Source organism: Candidatus Pseudomonas auctus (assembly GCF_048654275.1).
GTDB classification, from domain to species: domain Bacteria; phylum Pseudomonadota; class Gammaproteobacteria; order Pseudomonadales; family Pseudomonadaceae; genus Aquipseudomonas; species Aquipseudomonas pharyngis.
In genome coordinates, this window is sequence record NZ_JBJYZK010000006.1 from 92,662 (window position 1) to 114,261 (window position 21,600).

General features: G+C 61.1%; 17 protein-coding genes and 1 pseudogene. 2 read left to right on the forward strand and 16 right to left on the reverse strand.

Annotated features, from left to right (window positions below; genetic code table 11):
• Positions 1-2 precede the first annotated feature (2 nt).
• From gcvH to arcD (ACKUG4_RS13555), 7 genes are all read right to left on the reverse strand, one after another.
• Positions 3-386 carry a glycine cleavage system protein GcvH gene (gene gcvH / locus ACKUG4_RS13525; RefSeq protein ID WP_074688335.1) on the reverse strand — a complete coding sequence of 128 codons (384 nt, stop codon included), beginning with the start codon at positions 384-386 and terminating at the stop codon, positions 3-5.
• Between the two features lie 445 nt (positions 387-831).
• A complete protein-coding gene (gene gcsR, locus ACKUG4_RS13530; protein ID WP_445434186.1) occupies positions 832-2,340 on the reverse strand; it encodes a transcriptional regulator GcsR in 1,509 nt (502 codons plus the stop codon).
• Positions 2,341-2,604: 264 nt separating this feature from the next.
• Positions 2,605-2,967, reverse strand: coding sequence for a DUF5064 family protein (locus ACKUG4_RS13535; protein WP_039766036.1), 363 nt, complete (start codon positions 2,965-2,967; stop codon positions 2,605-2,607).
• A gap of 62 nt (positions 2,968-3,029) precedes the next feature.
• Positions 3,030-3,959, reverse strand: a complete 930-nt coding sequence (arcC, locus tag ACKUG4_RS13540) for a carbamate kinase (RefSeq protein WP_064598976.1) — start codon at positions 3,957-3,959, stop codon at positions 3,030-3,032.
• 180 nt (positions 3,960-4,139) lie between these two features.
• Positions 4,140-5,150, reverse strand: coding sequence for an ornithine carbamoyltransferase (locus ACKUG4_RS13545; protein WP_011335626.1), 1,011 nt, complete (start codon positions 5,148-5,150; stop codon positions 4,140-4,142).
• Between the two features lie 69 nt (positions 5,151-5,219).
• Positions 5,220-6,476, reverse strand: a complete 1,257-nt coding sequence (arcA, locus tag ACKUG4_RS13550) for an arginine deiminase (protein WP_445434187.1) — start codon at positions 6,474-6,476, stop codon at positions 5,220-5,222.
• A gap of 34 nt (positions 6,477-6,510) precedes the next feature.
• The gene (gene arcD, locus ACKUG4_RS13555; RefSeq protein WP_039766045.1) at positions 6,511-7,938 is read right to left on the reverse strand and encodes an arginine-ornithine antiporter; all 1,428 of its coding nucleotides are present in this window, start codon (positions 7,936-7,938) and stop codon (positions 6,511-6,513) included.
• Between the two features lie 448 nt (positions 7,939-8,386).
• On the opposite strand from arcD (ACKUG4_RS13555), the gene arcD (ACKUG4_RS13560) reads away from it, so the two are divergent.
• Together arcD (ACKUG4_RS13560) and ACKUG4_RS13565 are read left to right on the forward strand one after the other, a co-directional pair.
• Positions 8,387-9,814, forward strand: a complete 1,428-nt coding sequence (gene arcD, locus ACKUG4_RS13560; protein ID WP_445434188.1) for an arginine-ornithine antiporter — start codon at positions 8,387-8,389, stop codon at positions 9,812-9,814.
• The gene (locus ACKUG4_RS13565) at positions 9,811-10,662 is read left to right on the forward strand and encodes a DNA-3-methyladenine glycosylase family protein (protein ID WP_445434189.1); all 852 of its coding nucleotides are present in this window, start codon (positions 9,811-9,813) and stop codon (positions 10,660-10,662) included. Before arcD (ACKUG4_RS13560) ends, ACKUG4_RS13565 begins: the two co-directional genes overlap by 4 nt.
• Positions 10,663-10,892: 230 nt before the next feature.
• Here the strand turns inward: ACKUG4_RS13565 and ACKUG4_RS13570 are convergent, their stop codons facing one another.
• From ACKUG4_RS13570 to gap, 9 genes and pseudogenes are all read right to left on the reverse strand, one after another.
• A complete protein-coding gene (locus ACKUG4_RS13570; protein WP_445434190.1) occupies positions 10,893-12,242 on the reverse strand; it encodes a CoA transferase in 1,350 nt (449 codons plus the stop codon).
• A gap of 199 nt (positions 12,243-12,441) precedes the next feature.
• Positions 12,442-13,197 (reverse strand): methyl-accepting chemotaxis protein, encoded by a 756-nt coding sequence (locus ACKUG4_RS13575; RefSeq protein ID WP_371320921.1) that lies wholly within the window; start codon positions 13,195-13,197, stop codon positions 12,442-12,444.
• A gap of 102 nt (positions 13,198-13,299) precedes the next feature.
• Positions 13,300-14,658, reverse strand: a pseudogene (locus ACKUG4_RS13580) (methyl-accepting chemotaxis protein); the annotation flags it as partial.
• Positions 14,659-14,760: 102 nt separating this feature from the next.
• Positions 14,761-15,156, reverse strand: coding sequence for a YbaN family protein (locus tag ACKUG4_RS13585; protein ID WP_445434191.1), 396 nt, complete (start codon positions 15,154-15,156; stop codon positions 14,761-14,763).
• 163 nt (positions 15,157-15,319) lie between these two features.
• Positions 15,320-15,916, reverse strand: coding sequence for a biliverdin-producing heme oxygenase (locus tag ACKUG4_RS13590; RefSeq protein WP_445434192.1), 597 nt, complete (start codon positions 15,914-15,916; stop codon positions 15,320-15,322).
• A 111-nt stretch (positions 15,917-16,027) separates the two neighbouring features.
• Positions 16,028-18,613 (reverse strand): TonB-dependent receptor, encoded by a 2,586-nt coding sequence (locus ACKUG4_RS13595; RefSeq protein ID WP_445434193.1) that lies wholly within the window; start codon positions 18,611-18,613, stop codon positions 16,028-16,030.
• Positions 18,614-18,735: 122 nt separating this feature from the next.
• Positions 18,736-19,701 carry a FecR family protein gene (locus ACKUG4_RS13600; RefSeq protein WP_445434194.1) on the reverse strand — a complete coding sequence of 322 codons (966 nt, stop codon included), beginning with the start codon at positions 19,699-19,701 and terminating at the stop codon, positions 18,736-18,738.
• Positions 19,702-19,825: 124 nt separating this feature from the next.
• Complete coding sequence (locus tag ACKUG4_RS13605; RefSeq protein WP_064598955.1) at positions 19,826-20,344, reverse strand: RNA polymerase sigma factor; 519 nt, start codon at positions 20,342-20,344, stop codon at positions 19,826-19,828.
• A 101-nt stretch (positions 20,345-20,445) separates the two neighbouring features.
• Positions 20,446-21,447, reverse strand: a complete 1,002-nt coding sequence (gap, locus tag ACKUG4_RS13610) for a type I glyceraldehyde-3-phosphate dehydrogenase (RefSeq protein WP_064598953.1) — start codon at positions 21,445-21,447, stop codon at positions 20,446-20,448.
• Between the last annotated feature and the right edge of the window lie 153 nt (positions 21,448-21,600).

Here is a 21,600-nt window from a genome sequence, read left to right on the forward strand (position 1 = left end):
CCTCAGGCTTCGGCTTGGGCTTTGATCAGACGGTCGTAGGCGTCCTGATCCAGCAGCTTGGCGACGGCCGAAGCGTCGGCCGGCTTGAAGCGGAAGAACCAGCCTTCGCCCAGCGGATCTTCGTTGACCAGCTCAGGGCTGTCTTCCAGGGCCGGGTTGGTGGCCAGGACTTCACCGTCCAGCGGCATGTAAACGCCGCTGGCGGCTTTTACCGATTCCACGGTGGCGGCTTCGGCGCCTTTGTCGTACGCCTGCAATTCAGGCAGTTGCACGAACACCACGTCGCCCAGGGCGTTCTGCGCGAAAGCGGTGATGCCAACGGTGACAGAACCATCGGCTTCGGCGCGCAGCCATTCGTGATCTTCAGTAAAACGCAACTCGCTCATGGAATCTCCTAGGGGCCAGACTCGTCTGGTGGACGCGGTGGAATACTCGGGCGGCAATGCCCTGATTTTATGAGAGGTTACTTAGCAAGAACGCGGCCAATGTATAAATATCTTTATAAATCAACGGCTTGATTGCTTTGCTGGCAGGCGCGAATACATTGGCTGTAGCGAAATCGCTACAGCGTGAGACGAAGAAAAAAGCTGAATCGGATCAAAGCCTTGCACAGCGGCGATCGGAGGAGGGTGTAGCGATATCGTTCCGCTGTAGCGCTTTCAGTACAGATGGAGGTCGTTTTTAGCGTAGATCTAGAGGCTGCTTCTTCTTGTGGGAGCTGGCTTGTCGGAACGCCGCATCGCAGCGATAGCGGCGGGCCAGTCACCTCCATTGTTGGCAGTGCCGCCGTCATCGCTGGCAAGCCAGCTCCCACAGGTTTTTTTGTCGTTGCTAAGACTTGTTGGGGATGCCGTACTTGCGCAGCCGATGGGCAATTGCGGTGTGCGAGGTCTGCAGGCGGCTGGCCAGTTGGCGAGTCGAGGGGTAGCTGACGTAGAGTTTTTCCAGCAGCGATTTCTCGAAGGCTTCGACCGCTTCTTCCAGGCTGTCGACGTCGGTGTCGGTCTGGCGCGCCACCGAGGTGCCGGCGATGTCGAGGTCGCCGATGTCCACCAGGCTGCTTTCGCAGATCGCGGCGGCGCGGAAGATCACGTTCTGCAATTGCCGCACGTTGCCCGGCCAGCGGTTGCCGAGCAGCGCCGGGTAAGTGCCCGGGGCGAGGCGGCAGACCGGGCGCTGGATCTGCGCGCAGGCCTGCTGCATGAAATAGCGCGCCAGCAGCAGAATGTCCTGACCGCGTTCGCGCAGCGGCGGCACTTCAACGTTGAGCACGTTGAGGCGGTAGAACAGGTCTTCGCGGAACAGGCCTTCGCTGACCATTTTTTCCAGGTCGCGGTGGGTGGCGCTGAGGATCCGCACGTTGACCTTCACCTCACGATCGCCACCGACCCGACGGAAGCTGCCGTCATTGAGGAATCGCAGCAGTTTGGCCTGCAAGTACGGCGACATCTCGCCGATTTCGTCGAGGAACACCGTGCCCTGGTTGGCCAGCTCCATCAGTCCCGGTTTGCCGCCGCGCTGTGCGCCGGTGAAGGCACCGGGGGCGTAGCCGAACAGTTCGCTTTCGGCGAGGTTCTCCGGCAAGGCCGCGCAGTTCAGTGCGAGGAAGGGCGCGTTGTGCCGGGCGCTGATGGCGTGACAGGCGCGGGCCACCAGTTCCTTGCCGGTGCCGGTTTCGCCCTGGATCAGCAGCGGCGCGTCGAGGGCCGCCACCCGTTGGGCGCGGGCCTTGAGGGTGCGGATTGGCGGCGATTCACCGAGCAGCGCATCGAAACCTTCGGCATGGTCGTGATGCAGCGCCGACAGTTGTTCGCCGATGCGGTTGGGTTGATACAGCGTGAGCAGGGCGCCGGCGTCGGTGATCGGCGTGGCGTCGAGCAACAGGGTCTGGCCATTGACGGTGATTTCTCGCAGCGGCAGGCGGAAGCCTTGTTCGAGCAGGGTTTCGAGCAGACCCGGATCGTTGAACAGTTCCGAAACGCTTTCGCCCGCCGGCTCGCGACCGTACAGGGCGATCAGCGCCGGGTTGGCCAGCAGCACCTTGCCGGCGCTGTCCAGCGCCAGCACCGGGTCGGTCATCGCCGCGAGCAACGCGTCGAGCTGCAAGTGCCGACGTTGGCCGGGCAGGATGTCGACCACGGTCACTGCTTCTACACCACGCACGCGAAACAGCGCATCTTTGAGTTCTTCGAGCACTTGCGGGCTCAGGGTCGGGGCGTCGATGTAGACGTTGGGCGGGATCATCTCCACCGCATCCAGATTGAGATTGCGCCCGCCGAGGATAGCCAGGACTTCCTGGGTGATGCCGACGCGGTCGATGAAGCTGACGTGGATACGCATGGGGCGGTTCTGGGTTCTGGAGTGCGGAGGGGGGCAAGTATGCCTTGATGGGGGACTGGGGTGAAATCTTGAGATCGGCGTCGTACTTGAAATCCACCCCTCACCCCAGCCCTCTCCCCAGAGGGGCGAGGGGGAAAGGGAGCAGATTGGGGGCTTTTCAAAACTTGAGTTCGGCTCGCTAATTCAGGTCGGTGTACCTTGAGCGAGCAACTCGGTCAGTCCCCTCTCCCTCCGGGAGAGGGTTAGGGTGAGGGGGCTTTTGGGTTACTCGAAATGCTCGGGATTGACCGGATCCCCGGACTGCATATTCAGCTGCTTGCGGATGTCCTCAAACATCAGGTCGTAATGCTTGTGCACCGAGCCGATCTGGCTGTGGCTCTTGGGAATGCCGTACTTTTCGGCAATCTGCGTCACGTTGCGAGCGAAGTTGTAGGCTTCCTCCTTGGGCAGAAAGAACGGTTCGTTGACCTCTTTGCCCTGCATGCTGCCATGCAGGGTGAACTGTATCCCCTTGCCTTTCTGAGGGTCGGTGAACACTTCATAGTCGAGGTGCACGTTGTAATTGACGTCGTCGTCAGTCAACGCGTGCCGCTCGATATGCAAATGACCGGGTTCGAACTGGGCCATGGGTTTCTCCTTTCAAGGCATGGGAGAAGGGCAGACCTGAGGTCTGCCCCCGGAGTTTCTTTTTATCGGTAGGTGATGCCCGGCGCTGCCGTGCTGACCCGCGTACCGGCGGTGCCCTGGACGATGGCTTCGATGTCCGAGAGCGAACCGATCACCGCGACCTTGCCAGTATGGCGCGCGAATTCACAGGCTGCCTGCACCTTCGGCCCCATGGAGCCGGCGGCGAAGCCCAGGCGTTCGAGTTCGTCCGGGTGGGCCTGGGCGATGGCTTTCTCGGTGGGCTTTTTGAAGTCGACGTACGCCGCGTTGACGTCGGTGGCGATCACCAGCAAGTCCGCCTCCAGCTGTTCGGCCAGCAGCGCCGAGCACAGGTCCTTGTCGATCACCGCTTCAATGCCTTTGAGATTGCGCTTCTCGTCGTACATGGTCGGAATCCCGCCACCGCCGGCGCAGATCACGATGCTGCCCTTGTCCAGCAGCCACTTGATCGGGCGGATTTCAAAGATGCGTTTGGGCCGGGGGCTGGCGACCACACGGCGGAACTTGTCGCCGTCCGGGGCGATGGCCCAGCCTTTTTCGGCGGCGAGTTTTTCTGCTTCGGCTTTCTCGTAGACCGGGCCGATCGGTTTGGTCGGGTTCTTGAAGGCCGGGTCGTTGGCATCGACTTCGACCTGGGTGAGCAGGGTGGCGAACGGGACTTCGAAGTCCAGCAGGTTGCCCAGTTCCTGTTCGATGATGTAGCCGATCATGCCTTCGGTTTCGGCACCGAGCACGTCCAGCGGGTAAGGGGTGACGGAGGTGTAGGCCGCTGCCTGCAACGACAGCAGGCCGACTTGCGGGCCATTGCCGTGGGCGATGACCAGTTGGTTGCCGGGATGGATCTTGGCGATTTGCTCGGTGGCGATGCGGATGTTGGCGCGCTGGTTGTCAGCGGTCATCGGCTCGCCACGGCGGAGCAGGGCGTTACCGCCCAAGGCTACGACGATACGCATGGTGCTTGTCCTTCTTGTACAGAGGAATGGCAAACGACTCGTTTCCATGTTGAAACCAGGATCCCTTGTGGGAGCGGGCTTGCTCGCGAAGGCGTCAGATCAGTAGACATCACTGTTGAATGACACTCCGCTTTCGCGAGCAAGCCCGCTGCCACATGGGGAGGCGGTTCCCTCAGTGGGTTACAGATCAGCCAAAGTCGACACCAGAATCGCCTTGATGGTGTGCATGCGGTTTTCCGCTTGCTCGAAGGCGATGCAGGCTGGCGACTCGAACACGTCGTCGGTCACTTCGATGCCGTTTTTCAGGTGCGGATACTGTTCGGCGATCTGTTTGCCGACCTTGGTATCGCTGTTGTGGAACGCCGGCAGGCAGTGCATGAACTTGGTGCGCGGGTTGCCGGTGGCTTTCATCAGCTCGGCGTTGACCTGGTACGGCAGCAGTTGCTGGATACGCTCGGCCCAGGCTTCCACCGGCTCGCCCATCGATACCCAGACGTCGGTGTGGATGAAGTCCACGCCCTTGACCGCAGCTTTCGGGTCTTCGGTCAGGGTGATGCGCGCGCCGCTTTCCTCTGCGTATTTTTTGCAGCGATCCACCAGGTCGTCGTGGGGCCACAGGGCTTTCGGCGCACAGATGCGCACGTCCATGCCCAGTTTTGCGCCGATCAGCAGCAGCGAGTTGCCCATGTTGTTGCGCGCGTCGCCCAGGTAGGCGTAGCTGATCTCGTGGATCGGCTTGTCGGCGTGCTCACGCATGGTCAGCACGTCGGCGATCATCTGGGTCGGGTGATATTCATCGGTCAGGCCGTTGAACACCGGCACGCCGGCGAACTTGGCCAGCTCTTCGACGATTTCCTGCTTGAAGCCACGGTACTCGATGGCGTCGTACATGCGCCCCAGCACGCGGGCTGTGTCCTTCATGCTTTCCTTGTGGCCGATCTGCGAGGAATTCGGATCGATGTAGGTGACGTTGGCGCCCTGGTCATAAGCGGCGACTTCGAACGCGCAACGGGTGCGGGTCGAGGTTTTTTCGAAGATCAGGGCGATGTTGTTGCCCTTCAGGTGTTGCTGCTCGGTGCCGGTGTATTTGGCGCGCTTGAGGTCGCGGGACAGGTCGAGCAGGTAGCGCAGTTCACGTGGGGTGTGGTGTTCCAGGCTGAGCAGGTTACGGTTGTGAATGTTGAACGCCATGATGATTCTCCTTGGATTCGGTAATCGGCCCGGCCGCTACGGGATAGGTGCGGCCGGGGAGATGGTCGTTTAGTAATCGATAGGGTCGCGGATGATCGGGCAAGTCATGCAGTGGCCGCCGCCGCGGCCACGACCGAGTTCGCCGGCGCTGATGGTGATGACCTCCACGCCCGCCTTGCGCAGCAGGGTGTTGGTGTAGGTGTTGCGGTCGTAGCCGATGACCACGCCCGGTTCCACGGCCACCACGTTGTTGCCGTCATCCCATTGCTCGCGTTCGGCGGCGAAGCTGTTGCCGCCGGTTTCGACGACGCGCAGTTTCGGCAGGTTGAGGGCTTTGGCCACGACGTCGAGGAACGTGCCTTCTTCGCGACGGATGTCGATGCCGCCCTGTTTGCTTTCGTCAGGGCGCAGGGTGAAGGCGACGATCTGGTTGACCACTTCCGGGAAGATCGTGACCAGGTCGCGGTCGCAGAAGCTGAACACGGTATCCAGGTGCATCGCTGCACGGGACTTCGGCAGGCCGGCAACGATGACTTTTTCCACGGCCTTGTTCTTGAACAGGTTCAGTGCCAGTTGGCCGATGGCCTGACGGGATGAACGCTCGCCCATACCGATCAGCACCACGCCGTTGCCGATCGGCATCACGTCGCCGCCTTCGAGGGTCGAGCTGCCGTGATCCTTGTCCGGATCGCCGTACCAGATTTCGAAATCGGCGTTGGTGAATTGCGGATGGAATTTGTAGATGGCGGTGGTCAGCAGGGTTTCCTGACGGCGCGCCGGCCAGTACATCGGGTTCAGCGTCACGCCACCGTAAATCCAGCAGGTGGTGTCGCGGGTGAACTGAGTGTTCGGCAGCGGCGGCAGAATGAAGCTGGAGTGGCCGAGGAAGTCGCGGAACATCTGGATGGTCTTGCCACCGAAGCTGTCCGGCAGGTCATCGGCGGACACGCCGCCAATCAGGAATTCGGCGATGTGTCGCGGCTCCAGGCTTTTCAGCCAGGATTTGACTTCGTTGATCAGGCCCAGGCCCACCGAATCGACAGTGACCTTGCGTTCGAGGATCCAGTCCAGCGCTTCAGGGATGGCGACGATGTCGGTCAGCAGGTTGTGCATTTCCAGCACGTCGATCCCGCGCTCACGCATCTTGGTCACGAAGTCGAAGTGGTCGCGCTTGGCCTGGGCGACCCACAGCACGTCGTCGAACAGCAGTTCATCGCAGTTGTTCGGGGTCAGCCGCTGATGGGCCAGACCTGGGGAGCAAACCATGACTTTGCGCAGTTTGCCGGCTTCGGAATGGACGCCGTACTTAACTTTTTCCGTGGTCATTTCAGTGATCCTCCAGAGTGAAAACGTTGGGCAATTACAGAGTCAGGAAGCCGTCATACAGTCCGTAGGCTGCCACCAGGGCGCCCACGACCACTGCGGCGAAAATCAGCTTCTCGACGTTGGTGAAAACCGGTTGTTTGAGTTCGAGCTTGGCCTTGGCGAACAGGATCGCGCCGGGGGCATAGAGCAGGGCCGACAGCAGCAGGTACTTCACGCCACCGGCGTAGAGCAGCCACACCGCATAGATCAGGGCTATGCCGCCGATGATCAGGTCCTTGCGCCGTTCGGCCGCGAAGCCTTCGTAGCTTTCGCCGCGCACCGCCAGCAGCAGGGCGTAGGCCGCCGACCACAGGTACGGCACCAGAATCATCGATGTGGCGAGGTAGATCAGCGACAGGTAAGTGCTGGCCGAGAACAGGGTGATGATCAGGAACAGCTGCACCATCGCGTTGGTCAGCCACAGGGCGTTGACCGGCACGTGGTTGGCGTTTTCCTTGCGCAGGAACTCCGGCATGGTGTGGTCCTTGGCAGCGGCGAACATGATCTCCGCACACAGCAGCACCCACGACAACAACGCCCCCAGCAGCGAAATGATCAGACCGACGCTGATCAGCACCGCGCCCCAGTGACCGACCACATGCTCCAGCACGGCGGCCATCGACGGGTTCTGCAGTTTGGCCAGTTCCGGCTGGGTCATGATGCCCAGCGACAACACGTTCACCAGCACCAGGAACAGCAGCACGGTGATGAAACCGATCACGGTCGCCTTGCCGACGTCCGAACGTTTTTCCGCCCGGGCCGAGAAGATGCTCGCGCCTTCGATGCCGATGAACACCCACACGGTGACCAGCATCATGTTGCGCACCTGGTTCATCACGCTGCCCAGATCCGGGTTTTTCACGCCCCAGATGTCAGCGGTGAAGATGTCCAGTTTGAAGGCGAAGATCGCGATCAGCACGAACAGCAGCAGCGGCACGACCTTGGCGACGGTGGTCACCAGGTTGATGAACGCCGCCTCCTTGATCCCGCGCAGCACCAGAAAGTGCACGCCCCACAACAGCACAGAGGCGCCGATCACAGCAGCAACGGTGTTGCCTTCCCCAAAAACCGGAAAGAAATACCCGAGGGTGCTGAACAGCAGAACGAAGTAACCGACGTTGCCCAGCCAGGCACTGATCCAATAACCCCAGGCCGAGGAAAAACCCATGTAATCGCCGAAACCGGCCTTGGCGTAGGCGTAGACACCGCCGTCCAGGTCAGGCTTGCGATTGGCGAGGGTTTGAAAGACGAAAGCGAGGGTGAGCATGCCGACAGCGGTGATGGCCCAGCCAATCAGAACCGCGCCGACGTCGGCACTGGCGGCCATGTTTTGTGGCAAAGAGAATATCCCGCCACCGATCATTGAGCCGACTACCAATGCAACCAGTGCACCTAGTCGTAGTTTTCCGGGAGCTTCAGACATTGCATGACTCCATTGCAGGAGAGAAGAGTTCACAGCGTAGTTCTGTTAGCTATTCAAACAGCTGACTTAGATCAGTGCATGTTCACATTCCATTGTTAATGAATGACTTATGAAACGTCTGATGGCATAAGGCTTCTGCCTGTGAGGCCTGTCCTAGAGGCTTTCGGCATATGTAGTTGGGAACTTTTCCTATTACTTTCGAGTTATCACGCTAGTCCGTTTTCAAGGTTTGGCAAATTTTTCACCTCTGTTTTCAGTACAGAATCGAATTATCAGGATTCGCACACAAAACTGCCTATCCGTGCTAGGCATTAGTGCCATCCGCTATATATAAAAGGCGTTGATTGGCGTTATTCAATAAACGTACTTACGCTCTAACCGTTTGGTTAATACCGGTTACATCACCATGGGCGGCCAATGCCGACCTCGGGAACCTGGAGACGCTGGAATGTCGCAACCGACGCAAAAGCTGCGCCTTGGCGCACTGATCGCCCTGGTGGTGGGTTCGATGATTGGCGGGGGGATATTTTCCCTGCCGCAGAACATGGCAGCCCGGGCCGATGCCGGCGCCATCCTGATCGGCTGGGGCATCACGGCGATCGGCATGCTCACCCTGGCCTTCGTGTTCCAGACCCTGGCCAATCGCAAACCGGAACTGGACTCCGGCGTGTATGCCTACGCCAAGGCCGGGTTCGGCGACTACATGGGCTTTTCTTCGGCGTGGGGTTACTGGATCAGTGCCTGGCTGGGCAACGTCGGGTATTTCGTGTTGCTGTTCAGCACCCTCGGTTACTTCTTTCCGGTGTTCGGCCAGGGCAACACGCCGATCGCCATCGGTTGCGCCTCGGTTTTGCTGTGGGCCGTGCATTTTCTGGTGATGCGCGGGATCAAGGAGGCGGCGCTGATCAATCAGTTGACCACCGTGGCCAAGATCATTCCGTTGATCATGTTCGTGGTCATTGCCGCCGTGGCGTTCAAGGCCGAGATTTTTACCCGCGACATCTGGGGCCGCAGCAACCCGAATTTCGGCGGCGTGATGGATCAGGTGCGCAACATGATGCTGGTCACCGTGTTCGTGTTCATCGGTATCGAAGGCGCCAGCGTTTACTCGGCCCGGGCGGAGAAGCGCACGGATGTGGGCCGCGCCACGGTGATTGGTTTTATCGGTGTGCTGGCGCTGCTGGTGCTGGTCAATGTGTTGTCGCTGGGGATCATGAGCCAGCCGGAACTGGCGACCTTGCAGAACCCGTCACTGGCCGCTGTGCTGGAACACATCGTCGGGCCATGGGGCGCGTTGCTGATCAGCGTGGGCCTGGCCATTTCGTTGCTCGGTGCGTTGCTGTCGTGGGCGCTGTTGTGCGCGGAGATCCTGTTCGCCACCGCCAAGGACAACACGATGCCGGCGTTCCTGAAAAAGGAAAACGCCAACCATGTGCCGGTCAACGCGTTGTGGCTGACCAACGTGATGATCCAGATTTTCCTGCTGATCACGCTGTTTTCCGCCGGCACCTATACCAGTCTGATTTACCTCGCCTCGTCGATGATTCTGGTGCCGTACCTGTGGTCGGCAGCCTATGCGGTGCTGTTGAGCGGGCGGGGAGAAACCTATGAACATGCCTCTGCCGAACGCACCAAGGATCTGCTGATCGGCGGCATCGCGCTGTGTTACGCGGTGTGGCTGTTGTATGCCGGCGGGGTGAAATACCTGCTGTTGTCGGCGCTGTTGTATGCGCCGGGGGTGATCCTGTTCGCCAAGGCCAAGCATGAGCAGGGCGAGCCGTTGTTCACCACGCTCGAGAAGGGGATTTTCACCTGCGTGATCGCCGGGGCCGGGCTTGCGGCGTTTGGGTTGTACAGCGGCGTGTTGTCTCTGTGAGGTTACGGCTCGACTATCAGGGATCTTGCGACTGGCCGGCGATGCTCGGGTTTCTGGCAGCGCGGGCGGTGGCGGGGATGGAGACGGTGGTCGATGGCGTGTATTCGCGCAGCATCGGGTTGAACGGGTTTCACGGCACGGTTTCGGTCTGGCCCGGTGACGCTGATGCGCTGGAGGTGGAGCTGGATTTCCCGGATCCGTCGGCGGTTCCCGAGATTGTTGTGCGCTTGCGACGGATGTTTGATCTGGATGCGGATCTACCCAGGATGCAGCGGCATCTGGCGGTAGATCCGCTGCTGGCGCGGCTGATCGCCGAGCGGCCGGGGTTGCGGGTGCCGGGGGCGTGGGATGGTCTGGAACTGGCGTTTCGGGCGGTACTGGGGCAACAGATCACCGTGGTCGCGGCGATTCGGCTTGCGGGAAAACTGGTGGCGCAGTATGGCGAGCCTTTGCGTTCTGCAGTGCCCGGCCTGACTCATGTCTTTCCTCAGGCAAAGGTTTTGGCGAACGCTGATCTGGCGGCGCTGGGCATGCCGAAAAGTCGCGGGCGCACCTTGTCCGGGGTGGCGCAGGCGTCGCTGGAGGATCCGCTGCTGTTTGCCTCCGGGACGGCGCGGTTGCTGGCGCTGCAAGGGATTGGCGACTGGACGGCGCAGTACATTGCCCTGCGGCAGTTGCGGGACATGGACGGGTTTCCGACCGGGGATGTGGGGTTGCTGCGGGCGCTGGAAGTGCTGGAAGGCGTGCGGATGACGGCGCGGGAGTTGTCTGTTCGGGCAGAGGCCTGGCGGCCGTTTCGGGGGTATGCGGCGCAGGTGTTGTGGGCGTCTTTGAGCCGATTCGATTGAGATTGTGGTGTACGGCTTGAGATCGCGGCCCTCACCCTAACCCTCTCCCGGAGGGAGAGGGGACTGAACGCGGGATATTCAGAAAATACACCGACTTGAACGTTATGCACCGAATCCAAAATCGACTCGATCTCTCAGGTCGATGCATGGCGCCAGACAACTCGGTCGGCTCCCTCTCCCCCCGGGAGAGGGCTGGGGTGAGGGCAGCGATCTCAAACCATGCACAAATCTCAAAACCACTGCGGACGATGCGACCCCAACTCAGTCGCCGGCAAAGCCCACTGCAACGGCGCTCCAGCAATACGCAGCGGCGTTTGAAGCCGACGTGCCGGCCCCCATGGCGTGTGTTCCATCTGCAAGCTCTGGTCCTTTGCCTCCTCCGGACGCAACGCTTCGTCCGTCCCGGGCCCATGCTCAACCAACAGCTTCGCCGTCCGCGCCAGCGACAACCGCGCCGATCCACCTCGACCACTGCGTAACCGTTCAGCCAGCAACCGAATCACACTCGCCGCCATCAGATACCCCGTCGCATGATCCAGCGCCTGCACCGGCAGCGGTGTCGGTTTGTCCGCCTGCTTCCAGCGCTGCCCGGCCTCGGCGATTCCGCTGCTCATCTGCACCAGGCTGTCGAAGCCACGACGGTTTTGCCACGGGCCGCTCCAGCCGTAGGCGTTGAGGCAAACGTCGATCAGCCCCGGCGCGAGTTGCCGGCGACGTTCAACGCCGAAGCCGAGATGTTCAAGGGCGTCGGCGCGATAGCCGTGCAACAGAATGTCGGCATCCTTGAGCAGACTTTCGAACACTGCGCGATCTGCCGGCTCATGCAGATCCAGCCGCGCACAACGTTTGCCGAGGGTCACTTCCGGCACCACACCGGGTTCGTTCCAGGTCGGCGGATCGATGCGCAGCACATTGGCGCCCAGCCCCGCGAGGAAGCGGCTGGCGGTCGGGCCGGCCAGTACGCGGGTCAGATCAAGCACCTTGAGCCCCGCCAATGGCCGCGCCACCGAGCCTTGCCAGGGTCGACGGTCCACTTCCTTCCCATCACTGAAATGCACCAAGGGCTCGGCATTCACCGCCAACCCTTGGGGATGTTTTTGCCACTGTTCCCAACTGCGCATTTCAGCCGCACAACCCTTGGCCTCGACCACCGCTTGCTCCAGATCGGCACTGGCCCATTGCGCGACTTTTGCTGCCATGGCCGCGCGGTCGGCACAGGCGCCGAGCACGCTTTCAGCGGCGGCGCGGTGATGCGGGGCGTTGGTGTGCAGGCGGATCCAGCCGTCTCGGGTTGCGTAGTCGCCGGCCACCGGATCCCACAGCGGCGGCACTTCCCAGCCGATCGGCCGCAGCGAGGTGGCGAACCAGAAAGAGGCGAGGCGGCGGTCGACTTCAACTTTGGGCAAGTGGCCGGTTTGCTGCTGAAGGAGTTCGGCGACCGCTTGCCCGGCAGCAGCAATGCTTGCGCAGGCCAGGTCGGTGACGGCAAACGCCGAGGGCAGGGCGCCCTCGCCGGTGAACGGAATCGGCATGCGGGACAAGCCGAGCGCGGCTTGAATGGACGTGAGCAGATCAGTCATCGAAGGCCCTCCGGAAGAGGGCCTGATCATAGTGCAAAAGAATATCGAGTTAGATGAAAACCCTAATCTCCCTAGTCAACACAAATCCCTGTGGGAGCTTGCCTGCAAGCGATAGCGGAGTGTCTGCCGATAGATGTATCGACTGATCCACCGCCATCGCTTGCAGGCAAGCTCCCACAGGGGTTCAGGGCGACTGCGATTACACGCGGAACTGATCCATCAATTTCATCTGCTGGCTGGCTAGGGCATTGAGCTGGCTGCTGATCGCCGCCGATTCGGTGGCCTGTTCGGTCAGGGTTTCGGTGACGGTGCGGATCGCCGAGACGTTGCGGTTGACCTCTTCGGCCACGGCGCTCTGCTGTTCGGCGGCGCTGGCGATTTGCAGGTTCATGTCGCTGATCACAGTGACCGCGTCGCTGATCTTGCCCAAGGCGTCCACGGCCTGGCGGATCTGACCGGCGTTGTTGTGGGCCTGGGTCTGGCTCGAGTGCATGGTCGCGACCACGCCACGGGTGCCGGTCTGGATGCGTTCGATGACCACGCGGATTTCTTCCACCGAATCCTGCGTGCGCTTGGCCAGGTTGCGGACCTCATCGGCCACCACCGCAAAACCACGACCGCTTTCACCGGCACGGGCCGCTTCGATCGCGGCGTTCAGCGCCAGCAGGTTGGTCTGCTCGGCAATGCTGCGGATCACCTCCAGCACCGAACCGATCTGCTCGCTGTTCACCGCCAGCTCTTCGACCTCGGTCACCGCTTTGCTGACTTCATCGGCCAGTTGATTGATGTCACGGGTGCTGCGCTCGATGATCGACATGCCGTCCTTGGCCGACTGATCGGCGCCTTTCGCCGCGTTGGCCGCATTCGAGGCGCTGTTGGCCACGTCGTGGGCAGTGGCGCTCATTTCGTTGGAGGCGGTGGCCACCTGATCGATCTCGCGGAATTGCACCTGCATGCCTTCACTGGTCTGGCGGGCGATTTCCGACGATTGATCGGCGGTGCCACGGGCCTCGGTGATGCTCTGTTTGATCTGGGCGATGGTCGGTTGCAGCTTGTCGAGGAAGCGGTTGAACCAGTTCACCAGTTCGCCCAGTTCATCCTGCTTGGTGTAGTTCAGGCGCTGGGTCAGGTCGCCTTCGCCGCTGGCGATGTTCTTCAGCATCTCGGCGACGCTGTTGATCGGACGGGTCACGCCGGAGGCGGTGAGCCAGATCAGCAGCAGACCGATCACGCCGGCGATCACTGCAACTGCGAGGGCGGTAATCGTGCCGGTTTGCTGCGCATCGTCGAGAACGGCTTGCAGCTTGACCGAGTCGGCCAGCAGCACTTGTTTCGGCAGGTCGATGACCACACCCCAGGCCTTGGAGTCGGCAATCGGGTTGACCGGATACACGGCGCGGATCAGGTCGCCCCGTTCGAGAATCTTCGGTATGCCGGCACTCAGCAGTTGCAGCACGTCCTTGCCCTCGACGCCGAGGGTGTCGCCGATGCTTTTGCCGACCTTGCCGGCATCCGCGCTGTAGGCACCGAGCACGCCGCTGCCGGAGACGATCAGCATGTGCCCGGCGCTGTTAAACAGGTCACGCTGAGAGTCCACGGCCGCCGCTTGCAGGGCATCGAGGGCGATGTCGACACCGACCACGCCGATGGCCTTGCCGTCCACCAGCAGGGGCACGGAAATGGTGGTCATGAGCATTTCCTTGCCGCCCACGGTGTCGGCGTAAGGGTCGAGCAGGCAGGTGCGTTTGTTGTCGCGAGGGCAGGTGTACCAGCTGTTGTAAGGTGTGCCGCTGACGCTGAGGGTGGTCTTGTTCATGTCGTCTTCGACCATGATCGTGTTCAACGACGGACCCGCAGCACGGCTCCAGTAACTGGCGAAACGTCCCGCCTCGTTGGACTGACGCGCGGCATCGTTGGCGAATTCGCTGTCCTTGCCGTCCAGTCCGTTGGGCTCGAACGCCAGCCAGATGCCAAGCACCTTGCTGTTGCGCTCGAAGGCGGTTTTCAGGCTCTGGTTCAACTCTTCACGCAGGGCGCCGGCGTCCAGCGAACGCTTGGCGGCCATCACTCGCATGTCCTTGATCTGGTCCGCCAGGGCGGTGATCACCAACAGACTTTCGCCGAAGGTTTTCTGCACCCGCACCGCTTGCTCGGCAGCCTTGGCCTGCAGCAGGTCCTGCACGCTGGCGGTGAGCATCTTGCTGCTGGAAGCACTGACCAGTTCGTCGTTCTGGTTGGTCTGGTAAATGTTGATGCCAACGATCAGCGCCACCACACCGAGCAGGCACAGGCCGGAGAGCAGGACGATTTTCAGGCGGATGGACAGGGAGTCGAACATGGGACGTTCTCGCGAATGGATGAGCTGTTGGCTGAGGGGCAGGAAGGTGCCCGGTTCGCCAAATCCATTCAGCGCCATTCAATGCTCATCGGCGCGAGGCGCAGAGGCATGAATTACCAGCCGACGAGCGGTCGCGGCTAAACGTTTGCGCGGGTAAATACCCTGAAAACAAGGGAAAAATCAGGAAATCTTCGGCAACGCTTCCGGTCGCGACCAGATCCACAAGTTGCCCAGGGTCATCCCGGCAATCGCCAGATAGATTGGCCAGCCGTGATCGAGCATCACCAGCATCAGCGTGGCGCACAGCAGCATGCTGACCGTGGCGCTGACCTTGGCCTTGCGGGCGATGATCTTGCCGTTGCGCCAGTTGCTCAGGATCGGCCCGAACAGTCGATGGCTTTCCAGCCAGGCACTCAGGCGCGGCGAACTGCGGGTCGCGGCCCAGGCGGCGAGCAGGATGAACTCGGTGGTCGGCAGGCCGGGCACGACGATGGCGATCAGGCCGATGCCGAGGCTGACATAGGCGAGCAGACCGAACAGCAGGCGGGCGAGTCGGGAGGCGGCGGGTTGGGGCATGGGCTCGAAGTGCGTGAGGCGAAACGGGGATTCTACAGACTTGCTCGGTTCCCATGTGGGAGCGAGCCTGCTCGCGATGGCGGTATATCAGTCGACATCTGAATTGAATGTCAGGCCGCAATCGCTAGCAGGCTAGCTCCCACAATGGGCAGTCGGTGTGGCTTCAGGCCGGCTCGGCTTCTGTGGCGTAAGCCTGTTCCAGCAGCACGGTGAAGCGGTTGAACGCATCAATCGCGCCTTGCTCCACTTCCGCTTCTTCTTCAGCACTGAATTGCAGCGAATCGAGGGTACGCACGAAGCTTTTCCAGCCTTCTGCACGACCGCCTTCAGGTTCGCCCAGGTGACGGGCGCCGAAGGTTTCGCTCAGGTCCAGCGCGACAGCGCGTTTGATCAGGAACGCGGCGCCGAGCTTGGAGCCCTCGGAGACGAAGATCCAGCCCAGGGCGCGGGCCTTGCTCGGATTCTTCACGGCGCCGGCGACCGGCGCAGGCACTTCGGTGTCGAGGTCGGCGAGGTCGGCCTTGGCCGCTTCGGCGCGGCAGCGGGCCGGCAGGTCAGGGACGATGGCGGTCAGTTCGGCATCGTTGTACAGCGACACCAGTTCCGACTGGAACAGGTACTGCGCGACCACGAAACGGGCGAAATTGGCGCGGTTCTCGAACGGCGCATGGGCCTTGACCAGGGCATCGAGCTTGCTGTGCGGCTCGTGGGTAATCTGGTTCAGGCGTTGCGAACGCAGGGCTTTTTCCGGGGTGCTCATGAGATGTCCTTGAAAAGAGGAGGCGCTTGATAACGAGACGTACGGGCAAGCGCCGGACAGTAAAAAAACCTCACGGCGCGGCCATGCACACGCGCCGTGAGGTCATCCGGATCAGATATCCCAGACCAGGTTGATCGCGAAGTTGCGGCCCGGCTGCGTCAGGCGATCTAGGTTGGCCGGTTGCGTCACCGAGGCTTCGCCGACGCTGTCGTAACCGCGCACGTCATCCCACAGCCAGTACTTCTTGTCGGTCAGGTTGTAGATGCCGCCGCTGACGGTGACGTCGTCGGTGACCTTGTAATAACCGGCCAGATCGAGAATGCCGAAGCCCGGGGTCTTGAACTGACTGCTGACGCCATCCGGCGACTTGAAGTTGCTGTCGTCAACGCGGTCCTTTTTCTTGACCACGGTCCAGCTCAGCAGGCCGCCGTAGTTGTCCTGGTCGTAACCGAGGCCGAACACGCCGGTCAGCGGATTGACGCTGTTGAGCGGCTCGCCGTTGTCGTTGTTGCGTCCGTAGGCGTAGGCAATCGAGCCTTGGGTGTACAGGCCTTGCGGCGCGCCGAAGGAATCGAGATTCAGGCGACCTTTGACTTCGGCACCCTTGATGGTGGCGTGCTTGATGTTGCTCGACTGGAAGGTCAACTCGTCGTAGCCAGGGGTGACAGCGTCTTCGTTGATGAAGTCGCGGTACTTGTTATAGAACACCGCCACGTCGAACGAGCCTTGCTCGAAGTTGCCGCGCAGGCCGGTTTCATAGCTTTTGCTTTTTTCCGGTTCCAGGTCCGGGTTCGGCGCCACGTTGTAGCCGGTGGTGCTGTTCTCGAAGCGGCCGTACAGAGCTTTCGCGGTCGGTGTGCGGAAGCCTTCGGCGTACTGGCCGTACCAGGTGTAGTTCTCGGTCAGGGCGTAGGTCAGGCCGAATTTCGGCGAGACTTTGTGCCAGGTCTTGTTCGAATCACTGACCGTGCCATTGCCGTCGGCGGCCACGGTGTTGAGGAATTCCTGGGTGATGTGCGGCTTGAGCTGGGTGTAGTCGTAGCGCAGGCCCGGCAGGAAGGTCCAGTTGTTCCAGCTGATCTGATCCTGTGCGAACAGGCTGTAGGTGTTGATGGTCGGGTCCGGGAAGTCGCTGGATTTTTTCAGCACGTCAGCCGCGCTGGTGGCGCCGATGGCGGTGCAGCCGCGACCGACCGCCAGGCACTTGCCGTCGCCGCTGCGCGAGCCAGTGACTTTCTGCTGCTTGATGGTGGTGCCGTAAGTCAGCACATGATCGGTGTCACCGATGGCGAATGCCTTGTCCAGTTGCGCGTCGAAGACCCACTGTTTCTCTTCGTAAATCGTGTCGCGGGTGCGCAGCACTTTGCGGGTGATCGGGTAGTAGAACTCGTCGGTGCTCTGATCGGTCTTGGCGGTCTGGTGGTTGAGGCTCCACTTCACGTTGTCCGCCAGCAGGCTGTTCAACTCGAAGCTGTGCTCCAGGCCGAAACGCTCGCGGGTGATGGTGTCGTTGCCGGTGCGCCATTGGTACATGCCCCCGGGCAGCACGCTGTCCGGGATCGTCGGGGCACCGTTGAAGTACGGGCCGCCGTAAGCACTTTTCTGATCGGTGTCGCGATCATCCTTGTACTTTTCGTAGGTCAGGCCCAGGCGCGAACCTTCGTTGTAGTTCCAGCCGATCTTGGCCAGCACGTTGGTGGCTTTCACGTCTTCCGGGTTGGCGGCGGTGCGCTCCAGGCCCGTGCCGTTGTTGCTGCCGTAGGAGTCGGTTTCATGACCGTCGCGCTGGCTGTAGTGCAGCAAGCCGTCGAACTGGTCGGCGCGACCGGCGACGGTGGCGGATTTCAGCCAGCTCTCGTCGGCGGAGCTGTAGCCGGTTTTCAGGCGGGCACCGACATCTTTGCCGGGCTTGATGATGTCGTCCGGGTCGAGGGTGTAGTAGCTCACGGCGCCGCCGATGGCGTTGCTGCCGTACAGCACTGAGGCCGGGCCACGGAGGATTTCGACGCGTTTGACGATTTCCGGGTCAACGTAGTTGCGCTGGGTCTTGGCGTACGGGCCATTGAAGAAACCGTCCGGCACTTCGACGCCGTCGACCTGAGTCAGGATGCGATCACCGTCGATGCCACGAATGTTGTAGCCGCTGATCCCGCCACGCTGGCCGGCGCCGCCGACGGAGACGCCCGGCTCGTAGCGCACCAGATCCTTGATGGTGTTGACGTTGTTGCGGTCCAGATCCTCGCGGGTCTGCACGCTGACGGTGGCCGGCACGCTGTTAATCGACTGTTCCTGACGGGTGGCGCTGATGGTCACCTGATCGAGGTTGAGTGCGCCGCTGCTGGCGCGTTTTTCCAGCACGACGTTGTTGTTGCTCAATTTACGGAAGCTCAGGTTGGTCCCCACCAACAGGCGCTCCAGGGCTTTTTCCGGTGGCAGCGAACCGCGCACACCCGGCGACGACACATCCTGACCCAATTGCGCCGGCAAACCGACCTGCCAGCCCGTGACGGCGGTAAACGCATTGAGCGCCGACACCAGCGGCTGCTGGCCGATGGCGAACGAGTAGTCGCCCATGTTGCGCGTCGGCTGTTCGGTGGCGGCCATCAGCGGCGCGGTGCCGGCCATCAGGATGGCGGCGGTCAGCAGCGACAGCACGCGGGAAGGGGAAGAAGTCTGGCGGGTAAGGCGTGAGGACATCGATAGCGCTCCGTGTCGCACGAATCTTTATAGGTGCTGATTGATCTCGAGAGATGCGAATCAATTGCATTGGCTATAACGAGACGAACGAGCTTTGGCTATCGAGTAAAAATAATTCTCATTTAGTTCAAGATCACCAGCGCCGGGAATTCCCGGAGCTTGGCCGAGGTGATGTGAGCAAGCGAGCGCACCACGTCCAGCGGCTGGTCGAGACGGTAATTGCCGGTGACGGCGACGTCGGCCAACTGTTCGTTGGTGTTGATGATGAAGCCCGGATAGTAACGGCGCAGTTCGGCCAGCACCTGGTTCAGCGGGCAGTTTTCGAAGATCAGCCGGCCCTGCACCCACGCCAGATCGGTGGCGGCGTCGACCTTGGCCGGACGGTCGAAACCGTTGGGACCTATGCGGATGCTTTCCCCGGCGGACAACCGAACCCGCGCATCATCGCGGGTCGCACGCAGATCGACATCGCCGCGCTGCACCCGCACCTGCGCCACGCCGTCCAGATAACGCACGGCAAACGCGGTGTCGCGTACGCTGGCTTTCACGGGCCCGGCGTCGATTTCCAGTGGCTGGCTGCGGCTGGCCGGGATCTCGAAAAACGCTTCGCCCTGATACAGCCGCGCGACTCGCTGCTGATCGTTGATCGTGCTGGAGAACGCGGAATTGGTGTTGAGCAGGACTTTCGAACCGTCCTCGAGCTGCAGGCGCTGACGCTCGCCGACCACGGTCAGGTGATCGGCCTGCAGACGCATCGGCAGGTTGCTGAAACTGAACAGCCCGAGCAGCAGAACGGCGGCGGTGGCCAGCGGCTTCCAGTGCGGGCGCAAACGAGTGAGGACGGTGACTTTCTTCGGTTTGGCCGCGAGGTTCTGTGCGCACTGGGCGATCTGCGGGCCGTCCCAGATTGCCTGGGCCTTGGCGAACGCCTCGGCATTCAACGGGTCGGCCGCCAGCCAGGCATGAAATTGCCGGGTCTGCTCCTCGTCCGGACTGCCGAGCACGATGAGCCAGTCCAGAGCCTGGTCCATTGCGCTTGCAGCGTCCTGCGCCGATGAAGGCGAAGGGGAGCGGTGGATGTCCGTCACGGTGTTTCCTCGGCAGTGTCTGTGCACGGCTGTTTTTTTAGTGAAGCGTAAAAGTCGGGCAAGGGTAACAAAGCCCGATGATCAGTGCAGTCGATCCTGAGGTTTACAGAAAAGCCCTACGGCATCAGTCGTTGTTCAAGCGTTCGGCGACACCGATGCAGATGGTCATGATCAGTTTGAGTTCTTTCTGCACCGTGCTGAGAGAGACGCTCAGTTCTTCGGCGATTTCCTGATAGCTGTGCCCGTGCAGGCGGCTGAGGATGAAGATTTGCTGTTGGCGGGGGCTGAGTTCACCGAGGCTCACGTTCAGGCGCTCCAGCAATTGTTCGGCGTGAGCGGCGTCTTCGGCACTGCTGGCGGGGGCGGCGACGCTGTGCACCACGTCTTGCGGCACGTCGTCGACCATGGTGCGCGAATGAATCTTGCGCGCACGCAAATGGTCCAGCGCCAGGTTGCGCGCGGTCTGGAAGACAAAGGGTTCAAGGTGATCGATGGCCCGTTCGCTCAGCGCCCGGGTGACGCGCAGGTAGGTTTCCTGCAACAGGTCTTCGGCGGTGCTGTGGTTGTTGACCATCCGTTCCAGAGTCCGCAGCAGCGATGTGCGCTGGGCGAGGAACACGTGATTGAAGTGTGATTGACTCACGGGAAGACCTGATCCATTTCGAGCGAATGATAATGCTTATCATCCGCCCGAGTGGTCAAGTGTTGATTTCAGATTGAAATCAAACCTGTGGGGGCAGGCGTTTATTCCGCGTTGCACAGCGCCAGACAGTTATCGAGCATCCGGTTGGAGAAGCCCCACTCGTTGTCATACCAGGCCAGCACTTTCAGCAGTTTGCCGGTGGATTTGGTGTGGTTGGCGTCGAAGATCGACGACAGCGGGTTGTGGTTGAAGTCGCTCGATACCAGCGGCAGGGTGTTGTAGCCGAGGATCTTCGAATGCTGGCTCGCGGCTTTCATCAGTGCATTGACTTCATCGGCCGAGGCTTCGCGCTTCAACTGCACGGTCAGGTCAACCAGCGACACATTGATCACCGGCACGCGCACGGCCATGCCGGTCAGTTTGCCAGCCAGTTCCGGCAGCACCAGACCCACGGCTTCGGCAGCACCGGTCTTGCTCGGGATCATGTTCTGGGTGGCGGAGCGGGCGCGGTACGGGTCGGTGTGGTAAACGTCGGTCAGGTTCTGGTCGTTGGTGTAAGCGTGAATCGTGGTCATCAGACCGCTTTCGATGCCCAGTTCGCGGTGCAGCACCTGGGCCACCGGGGCCAGGCAGTTGGTGGTGCACGAGGCGTTGGAAATGATCTGGTGCGACTGGCGCAGAATGTCGTGGTTCACGCCATAAACGACGGTGGCATCGGCGCCCTTGGCCGGGGCCGAGATAATCACTTTGCGTGCGCCGGCGGTAATATGCGCAGCGGCTTTGGCGCGGTCGGTGAACAGACCGGTGCATTCGAACACCACATCAATCTTTTCCGCGGCCCAGGGCAGGTCGGCCGGGTTGCGAATGGCGCTGACCGAAATGCGGTCGCCGTTGACGGTCAGGCTCTCGTTGTCATGAGCCACTTCGGCGTCGAATGTGCCATGAACGGTGTCGTATTTGAGCAGATGCGCATTGATCGCGCTGTCGCCCAGATCGTTGATGGCGACGATCTGCAAATCCTGACGATAGCCTTGGGTATACAGTGCGCGCAGGACATTACGGCCGATGCGGCCAAAACCATTGATTGCGATTCGAAGAGTCATTGAACAGCGCCGCCGTCGTTTTGTTGTTGGAATTACAAGATTATTCGCATAAAAATAGAAAACAAGCCTTTTTAGTGGCAATATTTTGTTTTATCTACAACGAGTGACCTGAATCAACTGGTCCGAATGATCAACAAAACCGTTCGTCATCCC